This window comes from Tepidicaulis marinus (assembly GCF_000739695.1).
GTDB lineage: Bacteria > Pseudomonadota > Alphaproteobacteria > Parvibaculales > Parvibaculaceae > Tepidicaulis > Tepidicaulis marinus.
Genome location: NZ_BBIO01000002.1, coordinates 98018 through 113610 on the forward strand (window position 1 = coordinate 98018; position 15593 = coordinate 113610).

Annotated in this window: 12 protein-coding genes and 1 tRNA gene; 4 read left to right on the forward strand and 9 right to left on the reverse strand. The window is 60.6% G+C overall.

The window, feature by feature from the left end; all coding sequences use genetic code 11:
• Positions 1-116 precede the first annotated feature (116 nt).
• Both M2A_RS02545 and M2A_RS02550 read left to right on the forward strand, forming a co-directional pair.
• Positions 117-1205 carry a Zn-dependent alcohol dehydrogenase gene (locus M2A_RS02545; RefSeq protein ID WP_045442592.1) on the forward strand — a complete coding sequence of 363 codons (1089 nt, stop codon included), beginning with the start codon at positions 117-119 and terminating at the stop codon, positions 1203-1205.
• A 186-nt stretch (positions 1206-1391) separates the two neighbouring features.
• Positions 1392-1778 (forward strand): DUF2852 domain-containing protein, encoded by a 387-nt coding sequence (locus tag M2A_RS02550; protein WP_052379146.1) that lies wholly within the window; start codon positions 1392-1394, stop codon positions 1776-1778.
• 51 nt (positions 1779-1829) lie between these two features.
• On the opposite strand, the gene M2A_RS17925 is transcribed toward M2A_RS02550, so the two are convergent.
• The 5 genes from M2A_RS17925 to M2A_RS02570 all read right to left on the reverse strand — a co-directional run bounded on the left by M2A_RS17925 (position 1830) and on the right by M2A_RS02570 (position 8173).
• Positions 1830-2192, reverse strand: a complete 363-nt coding sequence (locus tag M2A_RS17925) for a hypothetical protein (protein WP_156101657.1) — start codon at positions 2190-2192, stop codon at positions 1830-1832.
• A gap of 160 nt (positions 2193-2352) precedes the next feature.
• Positions 2353-5028: a valine--tRNA ligase gene (locus tag M2A_RS02555; protein ID WP_045443013.1), complete on the reverse strand. Its 2676-nt coding sequence runs from the start codon at positions 5026-5028 to the stop codon at positions 2353-2355.
• Between the two features lie 175 nt (positions 5029-5203).
• The gene (locus M2A_RS02560; protein WP_081875335.1) at positions 5204-5830 is read right to left on the reverse strand and encodes a DUF2497 domain-containing protein; all 627 of its coding nucleotides are present in this window, start codon (positions 5828-5830) and stop codon (positions 5204-5206) included.
• A gap of 111 nt (positions 5831-5941) precedes the next feature.
• Complete coding sequence (locus M2A_RS02565) at positions 5942-7348, reverse strand: TolC family outer membrane protein (RefSeq protein WP_052379147.1); 1407 nt, start codon at positions 7346-7348, stop codon at positions 5942-5944.
• A 159-nt stretch (positions 7349-7507) separates the two neighbouring features.
• Positions 7508-8173, reverse strand: coding sequence for a protein-L-isoaspartate O-methyltransferase family protein (locus M2A_RS02570; protein ID WP_045442594.1), 666 nt, complete (start codon positions 8171-8173; stop codon positions 7508-7510).
• 206 nt (positions 8174-8379) lie between these two features.
• Between M2A_RS02570 and M2A_RS02575 the strand changes: the two genes are divergently transcribed.
• A tRNA-Cys gene (locus M2A_RS02575) sits at positions 8380-8453 on the forward strand.
• 42 nt (positions 8454-8495) lie between these two features.
• Here M2A_RS02575 and M2A_RS02580 read toward each other — a convergent pair.
• From M2A_RS02580 to M2A_RS02595, 4 genes are read right to left on the reverse strand one after another with little or no spacing between them, the layout of a single operon-like run.
• Positions 8496-9815 (reverse strand): O-antigen ligase family protein, encoded by a 1320-nt coding sequence (locus tag M2A_RS02580; RefSeq protein ID WP_045442596.1) that lies wholly within the window; start codon positions 9813-9815, stop codon positions 8496-8498.
• Positions 9816-9826: 11 nt separating this feature from the next.
• On the reverse strand, positions 9827-11347 hold the full coding sequence (locus M2A_RS02585; RefSeq protein ID WP_045442598.1) for an undecaprenyl-phosphate glucose phosphotransferase: 1521 nt from the start codon (positions 11345-11347) through the stop codon (positions 9827-9829).
• Positions 11344-12534, reverse strand: coding sequence for a glycosyltransferase family 4 protein (locus M2A_RS02590; protein WP_045442601.1), 1191 nt, complete (start codon positions 12532-12534; stop codon positions 11344-11346). The genes M2A_RS02585 and M2A_RS02590 overlap by 4 nt, the downstream gene beginning before the upstream one ends.
• Entirely contained in the window at positions 12534-13088 is a 555-nt protein-coding gene (locus tag M2A_RS02595; protein ID WP_244444363.1) for a polysaccharide biosynthesis/export family protein, read from the reverse strand. The genes M2A_RS02590 and M2A_RS02595 overlap by 1 nt, the downstream gene beginning before the upstream one ends.
• A gap of 298 nt (positions 13089-13386) precedes the next feature.
• Between M2A_RS02595 and M2A_RS02600 the strand changes: the two genes are divergently transcribed.
• Entirely contained in the window at positions 13387-15561 is a 2175-nt protein-coding gene (locus M2A_RS02600; RefSeq protein ID WP_081875336.1) for a GumC family protein, read from the forward strand.
• Positions 15562-15593: the final 32 nt, after the last annotated feature.

Below are 15593 nucleotides of genomic sequence, written 5' to 3' on the forward strand. Positions count from 1 at the left end.
GCTTCGCCTAGGGTGAAGTCTTTCTCCAATTGACCCTCGCGCGCCCCGGGGCCAAGATTTTCCCAACGCACGGGCTCACGTGCGACGCATAAGCGGAAATAAACAGGGAGAAAGCCATGAAAGCGGCCGTATTGCGCGAAGTGGGGAAACCGCTTCAAATCGAAAATGTACAGATCAACAAACCAGGCCCCCATGAAGTGCTGATCCGCACTGTGGCGGCGGGCGTCTGCCATTCCGACCTTCATTTTCTCGAAGGCAAATACCCCTATCCGCTGCCGGCCATTCTCGGCCATGAAAGCGCGGGTGTCGTCGAGCAGGTCGGGTCGGAAGTGCGCACGGTGAAACCCGGCGATCATGTCGTCACCTGTCTTTCGGCCTATTGCGGGCATTGCGAGCACTGCCTGACGGGGCACCTTTCCCGCTGCATGAGCCCCGAAACCCAGCGCCAGGCGGAAGAAGAGCAGCGCCTGAAAGCTGCCAACGACGCGGCGATGTTCCAGTTCCTCAATCTTTCGTCCTTTGCCGAGCAGATGCTCATTCACGAACATGCCTGCACGCCCATCCGCAAAGACATGCCGCTCGATCTTGCCGCCCTTATCGGCTGTTCGGTGACCACCGGCGTCGGCGCGGTCATTCACACATCAAGCGTGCGTCCGGGCGAAACGGTGGCCGTTATCGGTTGCGGCGGCATCGGCCTTGCCGCGATCAACGGCGCGGCGATTGCCGGCGCCGGGCGCATCATCGCCATCGATGCCATCGGCTCGAAGCTCAATCTTGCCAAGGAATTCGGCGCGACGGATGTGATCAACGCAAAAGACGGCGATCCGGTGCAGCAGGTGCTGGACCTGACGGGCGGCGGTGTGCATCACTCTTTCGAAGCGGTCGGCCTCAAGCAAACCGCCGAGCAGAGCTTCAAAATGCTGGGTAAAGGCGGCACCGCCAACATCATCGGCATGATCCCCGTCGGCGTGCATATCGAACTGCACGGGGCGGAGTTTCTGCAGGAAAAACGCATCCAGGGCTCCAACATGGGCTCGAACCGTTTTCCCGTGGACATGCCCCGCTATGTCGATTTTTACATGAACGGCAAACTGAAACTCGATCAGATGATTTCCCGCCGCATCAAATTGGAGGATGTGAACGAGGCCTTCGAGGAGCTTAAAAAAGGCGAGATCGCCCGCTCGGTCATCATGTTCGATCAGTAAACGGGACTCTCATCCCGGGGCAGGAAAAGGCGGCGCGGTTTCAGCGCCGCCTTTTGCATGTCCGCCGCACAACGGGCGTAAAATGCTCCGTTTCCGCCATTTTACAAATTGTAACAACGTTCTCCCGCGGCTTGAAACGGGCTGCATCCCCGCACATTTCCAAAAGGTCACCAACGGAGGACACCCATGTCTCACTCTGCAAACGCCGCCTCATCCAGCAGTCCCCTTGCAGCCATCGGCCTTGAACGGATGGACGATTGGCCGAAAGGCGCCTGGATCGCGATGATGATCGGCGGGTTCATCGTTTTCTGGCCACTCGGCCTTGCCATTCTCGGTTACATGATTTGGAGCGGAAAAATGCGCGGTTGGAAGAATAGCTGCAGACACGCGGGCAGCCGGCACCGGTCCCGCCCGACAGGCAATACTGCCTTCGATGCCTACCGGGAAGAAACCCTGAAACGGCTCGAAGAAGAGCAGCACGCCTTCGAAGAATTTCTCGACCGCCTGCGCCGCGCCAAGGACGAGAAGGAATTCGAGGACTTCATGGCCTCGCACAAAGAACAAAGTGCTTAAAACAAAAACCCCGGCAGGTCACTGCCGGGGTTAATTCGTGATCGGTACAAATTAGCTTGTGGGTGTGGACTGAGCGGAGGTAACGGGTTTAGGTGTCTTTTCATTTACATTTGCCACCGGATCTTGCGGTACAAGCGTAATATTCACCGGGCTGGTGTACTTATTATCTGCGCCAGAAGCGGAATCGATCGCCCAACCGATCCCCCCACCCAAAATCACATTACCAACCGTGGCACCTGCCACATCCGACTTGTTAAAGTAGCTTGCTTCTTGATAACCGTCTTTCAGGCAAACTATCGTAATGTCGTGTTTTGTTTTCCGAATAGTGACGGCGCCTGGTGTCGGGGACACACGCCCAATAGCGACCCCTTCCCGTTTCAGCTCACAATTCGCACCGGTCGGATTTGTGTTCACCACAATCTCCTGCGATGTGCCTTCAATGATCGACGAGCACCCCCCCCAAAAGGAAAGTCGCTGCAACAACGGCAAAAATAGTTTTCATGGAACCCCCAAGATAGAATTGGAAGTTTCAGCTTATAGATAGAAAATTACAAAGAAAACTGAATCTTTTAGCTTACTTCGTTTCTGCAATTTTTCTGAGCGCGTCCGACAGCTTGGCCTGTTTGACCAAAGCGTCTTCCCGGCGCTCGCGCTGTTCCTCGACCACATGTTCCGGCGCCTTGGATACGAACTTCTCGTTCGCCAATTTCTGATCGATTTGCTTGATGTCTTTTGCAAGCTTGTCGATTTCCTTTTTCAGCCGGTCCATTTCCGCGGCCAAGTCCATGACGCCGGCAAGCGGCAGCAGGATCGCCGCTTCATCGAAGACGATCTGCACCGAGCCCTTGGGTGCCGGGCCGTCCAGCACTTCGGCGCTTTCAAGGCGGGCAAGCCGCGTGATGATGTCTTTATGCCGCTCGAGCCGGGCAAGGCTCGTTTCATTTGCGCCGGAGATGAGCAGCGGAATTTTCGCGCCCGCCGGCACGTTCATTTCCGCCCGCACCGAACGTATATCGGTGATAAGGCGGATCACCCAATCCATCTCGCTTTGCGCGGCCTCATCGGTGAGCCCTTCCAGCGCGGGCCAGTCGGCCACGATAAGCATGCTGGCGCGCGGTGCGCCGGTCTCGCCCGTGCGCTGCCAAAGCTCTTCGGTAAGGAAGGGCATGAAGGGATGCAGCAGTTTCAAAATCTGATCGAGCACCCAGGCCGCCGTTGCCCGCGTTTCCGCTTTCGCTACGTCATCATCACCGTTCAGAAGCGGTTTTGAGAATTCCACATACCAGTCGCAGAAGACGTTCCAGACGAAACGGTAAAGCGCGCCCGCCGCCTCGTTGAAGCGGTAGCCCTCAAGCTCTTCGGTCACCTTGCGCGCGGTCTGTTCGGCCTCGCCCACGATCCAGCGGTTCAGCGTGTGCTTGACGGTACCCGGATCGAACCCTTCCTGGCGCACGCATTCGTTCATCTCGCAGAAGCGGGCGGCGTTCCAGAGCTTCGTGCCGAAATTGCGGTAGCCTTCCACCCGGCTGGTCGCAAGTTTGATGTCGCGGCCTTGCGCGGCCATCGCCGCCAGCGTGAAGCGCAGGGCATCGGCGCCGTATTCATCGACAAGGCTCAACGGGTCGATGACGTTGCCTTTCGACTTCGACATCTTCTGGCCCTTCTCGTCGCGGACAAGGGCATGGATATAGACATCGCGGAACGGCACTTCTTTCATGAAGTGCAGCCCCATCATGATCATCCGGGCAACCCAGAAAAAGATGATGTCAAAGCCCGTGACGAGCACGCTCGTCGTGTAATAGCGCTCGAGCTCCGGCGTCTTGTCCGGCCAGCCGAGCGTCGAGAAAGCCCAGAGCCCGGATGAGAACCAGGTATCGAGCACGTCCGGATCGCGCGTCAGCTCGGTTTCCTTGCCGTAATGAGCCTTGGCAAGCGAGGCGGCTTCCGCCTCGTCATAAGCAACGAAGATTTCCCCGTCCGGCCCGTACCAGGCCGGGATCTGATGCCCCCACCAAAGCTGGCGGGAAATACACCAGGGCTGAATGTTGCGCATCCATTCAAAGTAAGTCTTTTCCCAGTTCTTCGGCACGAAGCGGGTTTTGCCCTGCTCGACCGCTTCCACGGCGGGTTTGGCGAGCGTTGCCGCATCCACATACCACTGGTCCGTCAGCCAAGGCTCGATCACCACATCCGAGCGGTCGCCATAAGGCACCTGCAAGGTGTGATCGTCGATCTTTTCCAGAAGCCCGAGCTCGTCGAGATCGGCAACAATGCGCTTGCGCGCCTCGAACCGGTCGAGCCCCTGATATTTCTCCGGCACGTTTTCGTTCAGTTTCGCATGCTGATCGAAAATATTGATCATCGGCAGATCGTGGCGGCGGCCGACTTCAAAGTCGTTGAAGTCATGGGCGGGCGTGATCTTCACCGCGCCCGAACCCTGTTCCGGGTCCGCATGTTCATCGCCGACAATAGGAATGAGCCGGCCGACCAGCGGCAGCACGACGTTCTTGCCGATCAGATGCTTGTAGCGCTCGTCTTCCGGGTTCACGGCAACGGCGGTGTCCCCCAGCATGGTTTCGGGCCGCGTGGTGGCGACGGTGATGAACGTGCCCTCCTCGCCTTCTACCGGATAACGGAAGTGCCAGAGGCTGCCCTTCGTTTCCTTCTGCACGACTTCCAGGTCCGAAATCGCGGTCAGGAGTTTCGGGTCCCAGTTCACAAGCCGCTTGTCTTTGTAGATGAGGCCGTCGCGGTAAAGCTCGACGAAGACTTTCAGCACCGCCTTGGAGAGCCCCTCATCCATGGTGAAGCGCTCGCGGCTCCAATCACAGGAGGCGCCGAGGCGGCGCAGCTGATTGATGATCGTGCCGCCGGATTCGCCCTTCCACTGCCAGACGCGCTCGACAAAGGCCTCGCGGCCCATATCATGCCGCGTCACATTCGCGCCTTCCGCCGCCATTTGGCGCTCGACCACCATCTGGGTTGCGATACCCGCATGGTCGGTGCCCGGCTGCCAGAGCACGTCCTTGCCGCGCATACGCTCGAAACGGATGAGGACATCCTGCAGCGTGTTGTTGAGCGCATGCCCCATATGCAAGGAGCCCGTCACATTGGGCGGGGGAATGACTATGCTGTAGGTAGGCGCGCCCTCGCCCGCTTTGCCCGCGCCGGCGCGAAACGCCCCGCTCTCCTCCCAGGCCCGGTAAAGCCGTTCTTCGGCCTCTTGCGGTTGGTAGGTCTTGTCCAGCATGTCGTCCTCGTTGCTCAAAAAGCTGCGTGAAAAACAGGATGCGGAGCCTCATCCGCAATCATGAAAGGCGCGCCCGGTTTAGAGCACAGCCGCCCGAAGGCATCAAGCATGGCAAAGAAAAGGGCCGCCTCGCGGTAATCACGAAGCGGCCCAGAACTCTGTCATGCAGGAGTGGTTACGGCCGCCGCCGCGATACCCGTTCGATCTCCTCGCGTACCATCTGCTCGACCATTTCCGGCAGATTGGCGTCCAGCCAGTCCTTCAGCATGGGCTTGAGCATATCGGCCACCAGATCCTCCAGCGTGCGGGAATTGCCCGACGAGGTGAGAATGGAACTGGCCAGCGCGCCGAAAGCAGCAGACGCCGCGCTTTGAGCTTCATTGGAAAGCAGGCGGTCATCCGTCATTTCCCGGCGGGGCGCCGGTGCAGGTTCAGGCTCGAAAGCGACTGGCTCGGGCTCCGGCTCTTCTTCCATGAAGGCAACATCGGCTTCTTCTTCCGCCGGTTCTTCCACATCGAAAGAAACTTCAGGTTCAGGTTCAGGTTCCGGCTCTGGCTCAGGTTCCGGCTCTGGCTGAGGTTCAGGCTCGGGTTCCGGCGGCGCCTCGGGCGCCGCTTCCAGCGCTTCTGTCAGCTCCAGAATGTCTTCTTCGAAGGACTCATCGCCCGCTTCAGGCTCAGGCTCGGCCTCCGCTTCCGGCGCCGGCGCATCGCTCTTGCTACCATCCTCGGAAATGATCCGGCGAATAGACGCCAGAATCTCTTCCATGGTCGGTTCCTGACCGTCGCTATTGCTACTCATCTATCGCACCTGTCCGGTTGATCGGTTCGCCAGCTTATGGCCCTTGGTCGTTCTTGGCCATATCTCCTGCATAACATGCAGTTTGCTAACAAACGTTATGCCGGCCCCCTCTTATTCGTCCTCGATACCCCAGCCGATCCATTTATCGGCCACCTGCTCATAATTGCGCTGCGGATCATAGCGCTCGACATCGAGCCCGATCTGATCCACCGAAAGCCCCCCAATGGCGGCCAGAAGCGAGAAACCGGCGACATATTCGTTCCGCTGCGCGGAAACGAGCTGCACTTGGGAATCCAGAAGCTCCTGCTCGGCGTCCAGCACATCGAGCGTGGTGCGCGCGCCCACTTGCTCTTCCTGGCGCACACCGTCCAGCGCGATTTCGTTGGCGTTAACCTGCTCCGTGCTCGAGCGGATCACCGCTTTCGAGGCCCGGTACTGTTCCCACGCGTTCTGCACGCTCTCATCCACCTGACGCAGCGTATCGGCCACTTGCAGGCGGTTTTGCGCATGGATTTGCTTGGCCTCGCGCACCCGCGAATATTCCGCGCCCGCCTGATAAAGCGGGATCGTCAGGCGGCCCGTCACGCGGGTTTCATCCTGGCGCGCCGTCGTCGAGGACGGCTCCTCGGCATGGGTGTAACCCGCCTCGAGCGAGACTTGCGGGAAAAGTGTGCCCTTGGCCGCATCGATCGCATGATCGGCGGCCCGCTCGGCATGGCGGGCGGCCTGCAGAACCGGGTTATTGGCCCGGGCGATCTCGATGGAAGCCGCTTCGCTTTCCGGGAAAGCAGGCAAGGCGGGCGGCGGGTCGAGCGAGGCCGGCGCATGGCCGATCACCCGCTGATAGGCGGCCCGGCTCGCCGTCAGATTGGCTTCGGCTTGAATGAGATTGGACTGGGAAAGGCTGAGGCGTGCTTCGGACTGAGCCACGTCCGTGCGTGTGATCTCGCCTACATTGAAGCGGTCTTGCGCGGCCTCAAGCTGGCGGCGCAGCACGGCGACGTTCTTCTTACGCAGCTCGACAACCGCCTGGTCGCGCAATACGTCCATATAGGCCGTCACAGCATCGAGCAGCGTGTTCTGCTCGGCATTGCGCAGGTTTTCCCGGCCGGCCATGACGCTTTCCTTGGCCCGCCGCGTGCCGTAAATCGTCTGCCCGCCGCGGAACAGCGGCTGGGTGACGTTAACGGCCCCGGTAATCGGGTCCACCGTCTGTTTGCCGCCGAACTGGGGGATGGGAACGGCCGAATCCGTGTCCGTTTCCACCGTGCCGACAGTACCCGTCGCGGTGATGGTCGGCCGCCAGCCGGCCTTTGCCTGGGCAACACCTTCGTCCGTGGCGCGCAGGCGCGCGCGCTCGGCAGCGAGGGCGGGATTGCTGTTATAGGCCGCGGCCATCGCGTCATAGAGCGATTCCGCCGAGGCCGGCAGGCACCAGGCCTGACTGACCAGAAACGTTGCCCCCATAAGACCGATCAAGGGCTTGCGGCGCGTCCCTTTAAAAGTGGTTCGCATCATTCAACTCCGGACGGTAATCCCCTGCACCCTCGGATGGAAACGGAGTAGGCCGAAAGGCCTATATTCCTCAGTTTCCGAAAAAAACGTGAGTGCCACCTTAACGTTATCGAAAAGTAGTCGCGTTTGCGGACATTTAGAAGACCCGCCGCTGATAATTCGTCAGAAAACGAACCCTTCGCTGCGCTCAAAGCCCGGCAGAAGCTCGGCAGAACCGTCGAAAGCGTCCCGGAACGTCACCGTTCCGCGCCTTTTCGTGTAAATCCGCCCACGGCTACGGCCATTTTCGTGGAAAATCGTCACCAGACGGCCGTTTTCCTTGAGCTGATCGAGAAGATCCGCCGGAAGCCGCTCCACGGCGCCCTCCAGGACGATCACATCGTAAGGCCCGCCTTTGGCATATCCAGCTTCCAGGGCCCCTGTAACGACGGCGGCGTTGGTAATGCCCAGTGTGTCGAGATTGGCGGTCGCCTTGCCGGCCAGCTCCTCGTCGCTTTCCACCGCCACCACGGTTTCGGCAAGCTTTGCCAGCACGGCCGCCGAATAGCCCGTCGCCGTGCCGATATCGAGCACCACATCGTCTTCGCGGATGATTGCAAGCTCCAAGAGTTTGCCAAAGGAATAGGGCCGCATCAGAAAGCGCGGCGTCTCGCCAGCGCCCGTGACCCGCAAATCCCCGTCCAGATAGGCAACCGGGCGCAAGGCAGCGGGCACGAAAATCTCCCGGGGGACTTCCTGCGTTACGTCCAGCACACGCGGGTCCGTAACACCGCTGGTCCGCAACTGGCTATCCACCATGTTCAAACGGGCATCAGTATAGTCGGCCATGAGATTTCCTAGGAGTTGGGTCGGGCGCCGCGCCCATTGCTGCTGTCTTGGAGCGGGTTATAAAGGTCTGACACGGCAAAGACAATTCGCGATAGCCTATTCCACCCTGAGGCGCGTTTCCACATTGTCCTCAGCCAAAACTCTTGCTATATCCCCGGCCTGCCCTGAGGGTGGCCCGGCTGGACCGGGCACCCGGCGGCAAAAGAGGCCACGTGGCGGAGTGGTGACGCAGCGGATTGCAAATCCGTATACCCCGGTTCGATTCCGGGCGTGGCCTCCAAATTTCCCCTGAAATCATGCGGAAAACGCAGGCAAAGCCCGATCAGGCGTGAAATCCGTCGGCCATCACAGGCTGGCGCGTGGCAGCAACCTGCCACTGCTCTACCTCCTCCCGCGCCTCGCGCGCCGCCAAGGCGATGCCCCCCCAGCACAGGCCGAAAATCAAAAAGAGATGCCGCCAGTTATCGACATCGATGATGAGCGATTCGGCGGCATGGCCGACCAGCGCCGCCACGGCGACGAGGAGATAGGGCTGATAGGCGCCGCGCTGGCGCAGCACCGCCTTCGTGCCCCGCACCAGCGTGAGCCCGATAAAGGCAAGATAGGACAGAAACGAGAGATAGCCGCCCGCGATCAGGATGTTGAGATAGACATTATGCGGGGCAAGACCGGTGATCTCTTCCCATTGCGCCGGACCCATGCCGAGCGGCGCGGTCAGCCCCTGCTGGAGCGCATTGATCTGCCGGTCGAAACGCCCGCCCTCGCCCACATCATAAGACTGGGAAAGCGAGAAGCGCTGGGCAAAGAGATCGGAAACGGATTCGCTGGACAGCGCCCAGGCGATAATGGCCACACCGCAACCCGCCGCCAGCGCCGTCACCAGAATGAGGCGGAAGCGTTGCACCGGCGAGCGGCTGGTGATGAAGGCCAACATCATGAAGACCGCACCCGAGAGCAAAAGATTGCCCCAAGCCCCGCGCGAGAAGCTGAGAAAGATGCCAAGCACCAAAATACCCAGCACCGGCAGCAGCAAAAGATCCTTGAATGAAGTCGAAAGGCTGAGCCGGCAGGCAACGAAAAGCGTTGGCGCGACAAGGAACGCGCCATAGACGTTCGGGTCATTGAAGAAGCTCGTGACGCGCCCGAACCGCAGATAAAACTCGCCAGATGCCAAAAACCCGAAATAAGCCGCGATGCCCGTCAAAGAAGCGATGAGCGCCGCGCCCACATACCCCCACCAAATGGCGGGCAAGCGCCGCTTCGGATCGTCATAAACCATGGCGGTGAAAAAGACGAAAGAGACGATGAGATAACTCATCACCAGCATGAAATCGCGGGCGCGCTGCGGCAAAAGCGCATCGAGCGCGCCGAGCCCGTAGCCCAGCATCAAAAACAGCCAGAGCAACACCGGCCAGCCAAGCTCTTTCGGAAAGCGGATACGCAGGATGACATGCAACGCAACGGTCGCCGCCATCAGAAAATCATAAACGGCAGGCTGAGCGACTTTCGACACATCGCTCTTCAAATAAGAGCTGAAAAGAAGCAGCAGAAAAATCAGCGCGGCACTCGCCCATTCCCAAGGATTGCGCAACACCGCCTCGCGCGCCCTTGCCGAATGATCGATGTTCCAGCCGTCGCTCATCGCCCGGCCCTTTAGTAAGCGTTCTCTCCCTTGAGCAAGGCCCAAGGGGTTTTGATCAAGATGTAGAGATCGAAAAGCAGCGACCAGTTCTCGATATAATAAAGATCGTATTCGGTGCGCTTGGCGATCTTGTCATGGGTGTCGGTTTCCCCGCGCCAGCCATTGATCTGCGCCCAGCCGGTCATGCCCGGTTTCACGCGGTGACGGGCGAAGTATCCATCGACCGCCTCGCCGTAAAGATCACCCGCCGCCTTGGCAAGTACCGCATGGGGGCGCGGGCCCACCATCGACATCTCGCCTTTGATGACGGAGAAAAGCTGCGGCAATTCATCGAGGCTCGTGCGGCGCAAGAAACCGCCGACCTTCGTCACCCGGTCATCATCCGCCGTCACGAGTTTCGAGGCATTGGCATCGGCATCTTCGTGTTTCAGGCTGCGGAACTTATAGACTTCGATCAGCTCGTTATTGAATCCGAAGCGGCGCTGCTTGAAAAAAACCGGCCCCTTGCTGTCGAGTTTGATGGCTACGGCGATGACGAGAAACAGCGGCGCGGTCAGAAGCAGCGCCAGGATGCCCAGCACCCGGTCCTCGACTGTTTTGACGGCCAGATCCCAGCCGCTCATGGGCTTGTCGTAGAGGCTTTTCAGCGCCAATTCGCCAAGGCGGGAGGACTGAACTTCTTCATCCGCATCCGGCAAGGCAAGGCGGATATCGACGGGCAGCACCCAGAGTTTGGAGACAAGCTGACTGACCCGTTCCTGCGCGGCCTGGGGCAGCGCCACGATCAGAAGATCGACACGGTTGGAGCGGGCGAAGCGCAAAAGCTCATTGACGGTGCCGAGCTTCGGCAATCCGTTCACTGCACCCTCGCTGCGCTCATCCTGGCGGTCATCGAAAAAACCGCAGACTTCGATGTCCCCGCGCCCGGATTTTCGAATAAGTTGCGAAAGCCGGTCCGCGTCCTTGCCGCCGCCGACGATTACCACCCGGCGCGTCAGCCGGTGATCGCGCTGGCACTGAGCGATATAGCTTTGCGAGAGCGCGCGCGTCGCCACGAGGCCCGCCAGGCCGATAAAATACCAATCAACAAGCCAGCGCAGTGCGGAAGGGCTCGCCCCAAGCGGGAAGAACAGCGCCATGCAGGCGATACCGGCAACCGCCGACCAGGCAGAGACGAGCGGGCCGAGACCACGGTAGATATGCGCAAGCACGCGGATTTTATAGAGCGAGGAAAATTCCGCGCCCGCCGCAAAACAGAGCGTTACCGCCAAGACCAGCCAAGCAAAAGCCGATGCGCCGAAGACTTCGCCGAGCCGGTCACCGTGAAGCAGAAAAATCACCGCGCCGCCAAACGCGATGGCGCCCGCTTCACCCAGCCGCGCGGCAGTCTGGATAAAAAGCGGGGGTACGCGGGATTTGACGGGCTTGCGCCGTTCGACGCGCGGAATGGCGCCGGTGGGTTTGCCCTCCCGGTAATCGCTTTTTTTGGGGTGGTTGGAAGGCGCTGCATCCGGCGCATTTGGTATACTCATCCCTTTGCCCCCGTCAGTGCATGGCCCGGTGCTCGCGCCGGTTTGGCCGCGCGCCGCGCTTCCATCGCCGCGAGATAGACTTGCCCTACCCCTTCCGCCATGGCGTTCAGGCTGAACGTGCCGCGCACATGTGCCTGAAGACGTTGCGCTTCGGCTGCGGTTTTTTCAGACCCCTGGCCAAGCTTGTGTTTCATTGCCTCGCATAGCGCCGCAGCATCACCTGCCGGTAAGAGCCGGCCAGCCTCCGCGCCGAAAATTTCCGCCATGCCGCCAACCCGTGTCGCAATCATCGGCACGGCGGCCGCGGCCGCTTCCAGGGCAACATAAGGCAGCGACTCTTTGTATGACGGCATGATCAGGCAGCGGCCGAGCGCGAAAGCCTCGCGCGCCGGCATCGGCGCATGCCAGGAAAGGCGCGCCTCGAGACCGAGTTCCCTCGCGCGGGTTTGAAAGCGGTCTTTGTCCGCCCCCGCGCCAATCAGCGCCAAACGGCTTTGCCCGCCAAGCTGCGCCATCGCTTCCAGCAGCGTGGACACGCCTTTCAATTCGCGCATTTCCCCGAGATAGACAAAATCGGCTGCATCGGACCGTGCGGTGACCGGTACGAACTCGTCTTCCCGCAGCCCGTTGTGAACGACCGCATGGCGCGGCGGCGTGCCGCCTACTTGATGGCGGTAAGTTTCAAGTCCGTATTCGGATTCGAAAATAATCCCATCCGTGCGCGCCCAGAGCACCCGTTCGACAGCATGGAAAACAAGACCCGCCGGGCTCACCCGGCTGTAATGAAGCGCGCCGCCATGAGGCGTGTAAAACCGGAAGACCCGTTTGCCGCCCCCGGCAAGGCGCGCATAAAGCCCGCCTTTCGCGCCATGTCCATGCAGAACATCGGCGCCAAGCTCATTTGCGATCGCGCCTGCCTGACGGATTGCGCCGATATCGCCGATCCCCGGCAAGCGGCCCATCCGCACCCGGTGCAGGCCCAGCGCGCAATGATGCTCGAGCGCGAGAAGACGGTCCTCGCTCAAGGCATCGCCCGCCTCGCGCGCGCAAATCACGCCGACCATGGCGCCCGCTTCCGCCTGCGCTTCCACAAGATCGCGCACATGGCGGAAAAGCCCGCCCATGGGCGCGCGGAAGCAGTGCAGTATCCTCAATCCTTTCAAGCTGGCGGGCAGGCGCTCTGTCATCAGAAATACCGCTCCGTCACATAGATCGTATCGCCAGGGCGGATGAGTTCGTCCATTGGCAGCTCAAGCTCGATGAGCTTGCCGTCCCGTTTACGCGTGACGCGCACATAGCTTTGATCCGCGCGGTAGGTGAACCCGCCGGCAATCGCAACCGCCGTGCGCGCCGTCATCCCGTTCACATAAGGATATTGGCCGGACTGCGTCACCTCACCCAGAATGAAGAACGGACGGAACGAGATGACCTGCGCCGAGACATTCGGGTTGCGCAAAAGGCTTTCGCCCAAGACCCGTGCCACTTCCGCTTCGAGCTCCTGAATGGTCAGCCCGCGTGCCTGAATGCCGTTGACGAGCGGCATGGAGATTTGCCCGCTGCCGTCGATCGTGTATTCACCTGTCAGATCTTCCTGGCCGAACACAACAACACGGACCTGATCGCCGGAATCGAGTTGATAGGGACCGTCGTTCCCGGCAAGCGGGCGCTCGCTGATCACCCCGCCCGCAGAACAAGCCTGCAGAGCAAGTGCCATGAACGCCGTCAGAAGAAGACGCAGCATCGTTAACCCCATATCCCGCCGTACCGGCGGAGGACGGTAAAAGTCTTCGCGTTTTCGTGAACTTACCGAAGAGTGGTTAATGAATTCCAAGGCCGGCGCGGATTTGGCGCCTGCCTTCCCCTGGCGATCCTGTTGAAACCCTTGCCGAAATTGCGCGTCTGCCTATCGCTGTTAAATCTTCCGTTACCTAAACAACGTCTACTGGTGCCTTAAATGGGGACATCCGCCACATGTGGCCGGATCGACTGTGACGCTGGCTGGAGGGCCTTTTGGGGGCCGTCCTTTTCGATGGACGCATATGTCAACGCCGAGCCTATCATCCCAGGTGATCTTCGGAGACCGCCGCCGTCCGGCGGGCGGTTCGGGGGACGATACCGTCAACCCCTGGGACCTGCTGCGCGGCATCTGGGCCCGCAAGGCCGTTGTCGGCGGCACGGCGCTAGCCATTCTTCTGATCTCGGTTGCCTTCATCGCAATCATGACGCCCACTTACACCGCTGAAACTCTGCTGCGCATCGAACCGCGTGCCGGTGAAATTTCCCGCTTCGACGACCTTTCCCCATTGTCCTTGCCCGACCAGGGCGCGGTGGAAAGCGAAATTCAGGAGCTCACCTCCTATTCCATGATCGCGAGGCTAGTGAGCGAAACAGGGCTCGACAAGACAGCCGAGTTCAATCCTTCCTTGCGCAAAGAAGAAGGACTGGGGGCGCTTTTCGGCAGCGGCAAAAAGAAGAACGTGGCGCTCACCGAAATCGTCGAAGATGTCCAGGGCCGCCTCTCGATCTACCGCAAGGGCGAATCCCGCGTCATCTCCATCAATTTCACCTCGCAAGTTCCGGCCCGCGCGGCATTGGTCGCCAACCGGCTGGCGGAGCTTTACATTCAAAAACAAATCGAAACCCGTCAGGCGCTGCATGGCGAAGCTACGGGCTGGCTGCGCGAGCAGATCGACACGCTGCGCGAGGAAGTGCGCAAGTCCGAGGCGGCTGCCGAGCGTTTCCGCTCCAAGCACGGCCTCTTCATGACCGGCGAATCCTCGGACCGGGCAACCCTGCCCCAGCGCGAACTATCCGAGCTGACGAGCCAGCTGGTTCTGGCCGAAGCCACCTATTCCGAAGCCCAGGCCCGATTGAGCCTCGCGCGCGATCTGGCAGCGGGCGAGCGCGATATCGACACGGTTGGTGAAGTGCTGAACAGCGCCCTGATCCAGAACCTGCGCCAGCAGGAAGTACAGCTTCAATCGCAGATCGCCGAAATGTCGGCGACGCTCCTGCCCTCGCACCCGCGCATGCAGCAGGCCAATGCCAATCTGAAGGATTTGCAGACGCAGATTTCTCAGGAGATCAAGAAGATCAGCGGCGCGCTTGAAAACGAAGCGCAGATCGCCCGTTCCCGCGTTTCCACCATCAAGGCCAATCTGAACAAGCTGAAACGCCAGATGGGCGCGCTCAATCAAAACGAAGTGGAGCTGCGCGCGCTCGAGCGGGAAGCCGCCGCCAACCGGCAACTGCTGGAAAGTTTCCTGACCCGTTATGAAGCGGCCTCCTCGAAAGCCGAGGCCGATGCGCGCGCCGCCGATGCCCGTATCGTTTCGCTGGCAGAGCCGCCCTCTCAGCCTTCCTTCCCGCAAAAGGGCGCGCTTGGCGTGCTTGCCGTTGCCGCTTCCCTGATCGGCGGTATCGCCGCGGCCTTCATCGTGCAGGTGCTCGCGCCGGGCTTCCTGACGCCGGAGCAGCTGGAACGCACGACTGGAACGCCTTTCCTCGGCATCGTTCCCGCGCCGGGAAAACGCACCCCGCTCGGCCAGCTCACCTCCAATCTCGTTTACCGGCCGCACACGCCTTTTGCCGAAAGTTTGCGCAACCTGCTCGGTCATCTTATGACGGCGCGGGTCAACGGCCGCCCGGCTAAGAGCGTCACCATTACCTCGTGCCTGCGCGGCGAAGGGCGCACGGCGCTGGCGCTTGGCCTGGCGCGCACCATCGCCCTTGGCGGACGGAGCGTCATTCTGGTGGAAGCGGATCTTTTTACACCCTCCGTGCACCGGGCGCTCGGCGATCAGGCCCGCTGGGGCCTCAGCGAAGTGCTGACGGGCCGCGCCTCCTTTGAGCACGTCATTCACCGGGATACGATGACAGGCGCGCATATTCTGCAAGCCGGTACACCGCTCACCAACCCCACGGCGGCGCTCGGCTCGGAACGCATGATCTGGATCTTGCAGGCGCTTGCCCAGACGTATGATTATGTGATCGTGGACACCCCCGCTTTAAGCGAAAGCGGCGACGGACAAATCCTCTCCCGGCTGACCGATGTCACGATCCTTGCGGTGCAATGGCGCCGCACGGGCCGTCTTGCCGTCTCCCGCGCTGTCAAACAGCTTGCCGCGGCAACAAGCCGCCGGGTCGGCACGGTGCTCACGCAAATGAACGCCAAGGAATACCGCGCTGTGACGGGCGATGAGTCCCGCGGATAAAGCTGCCGCTCTTTCCTTCGTTTCAGTCTTTC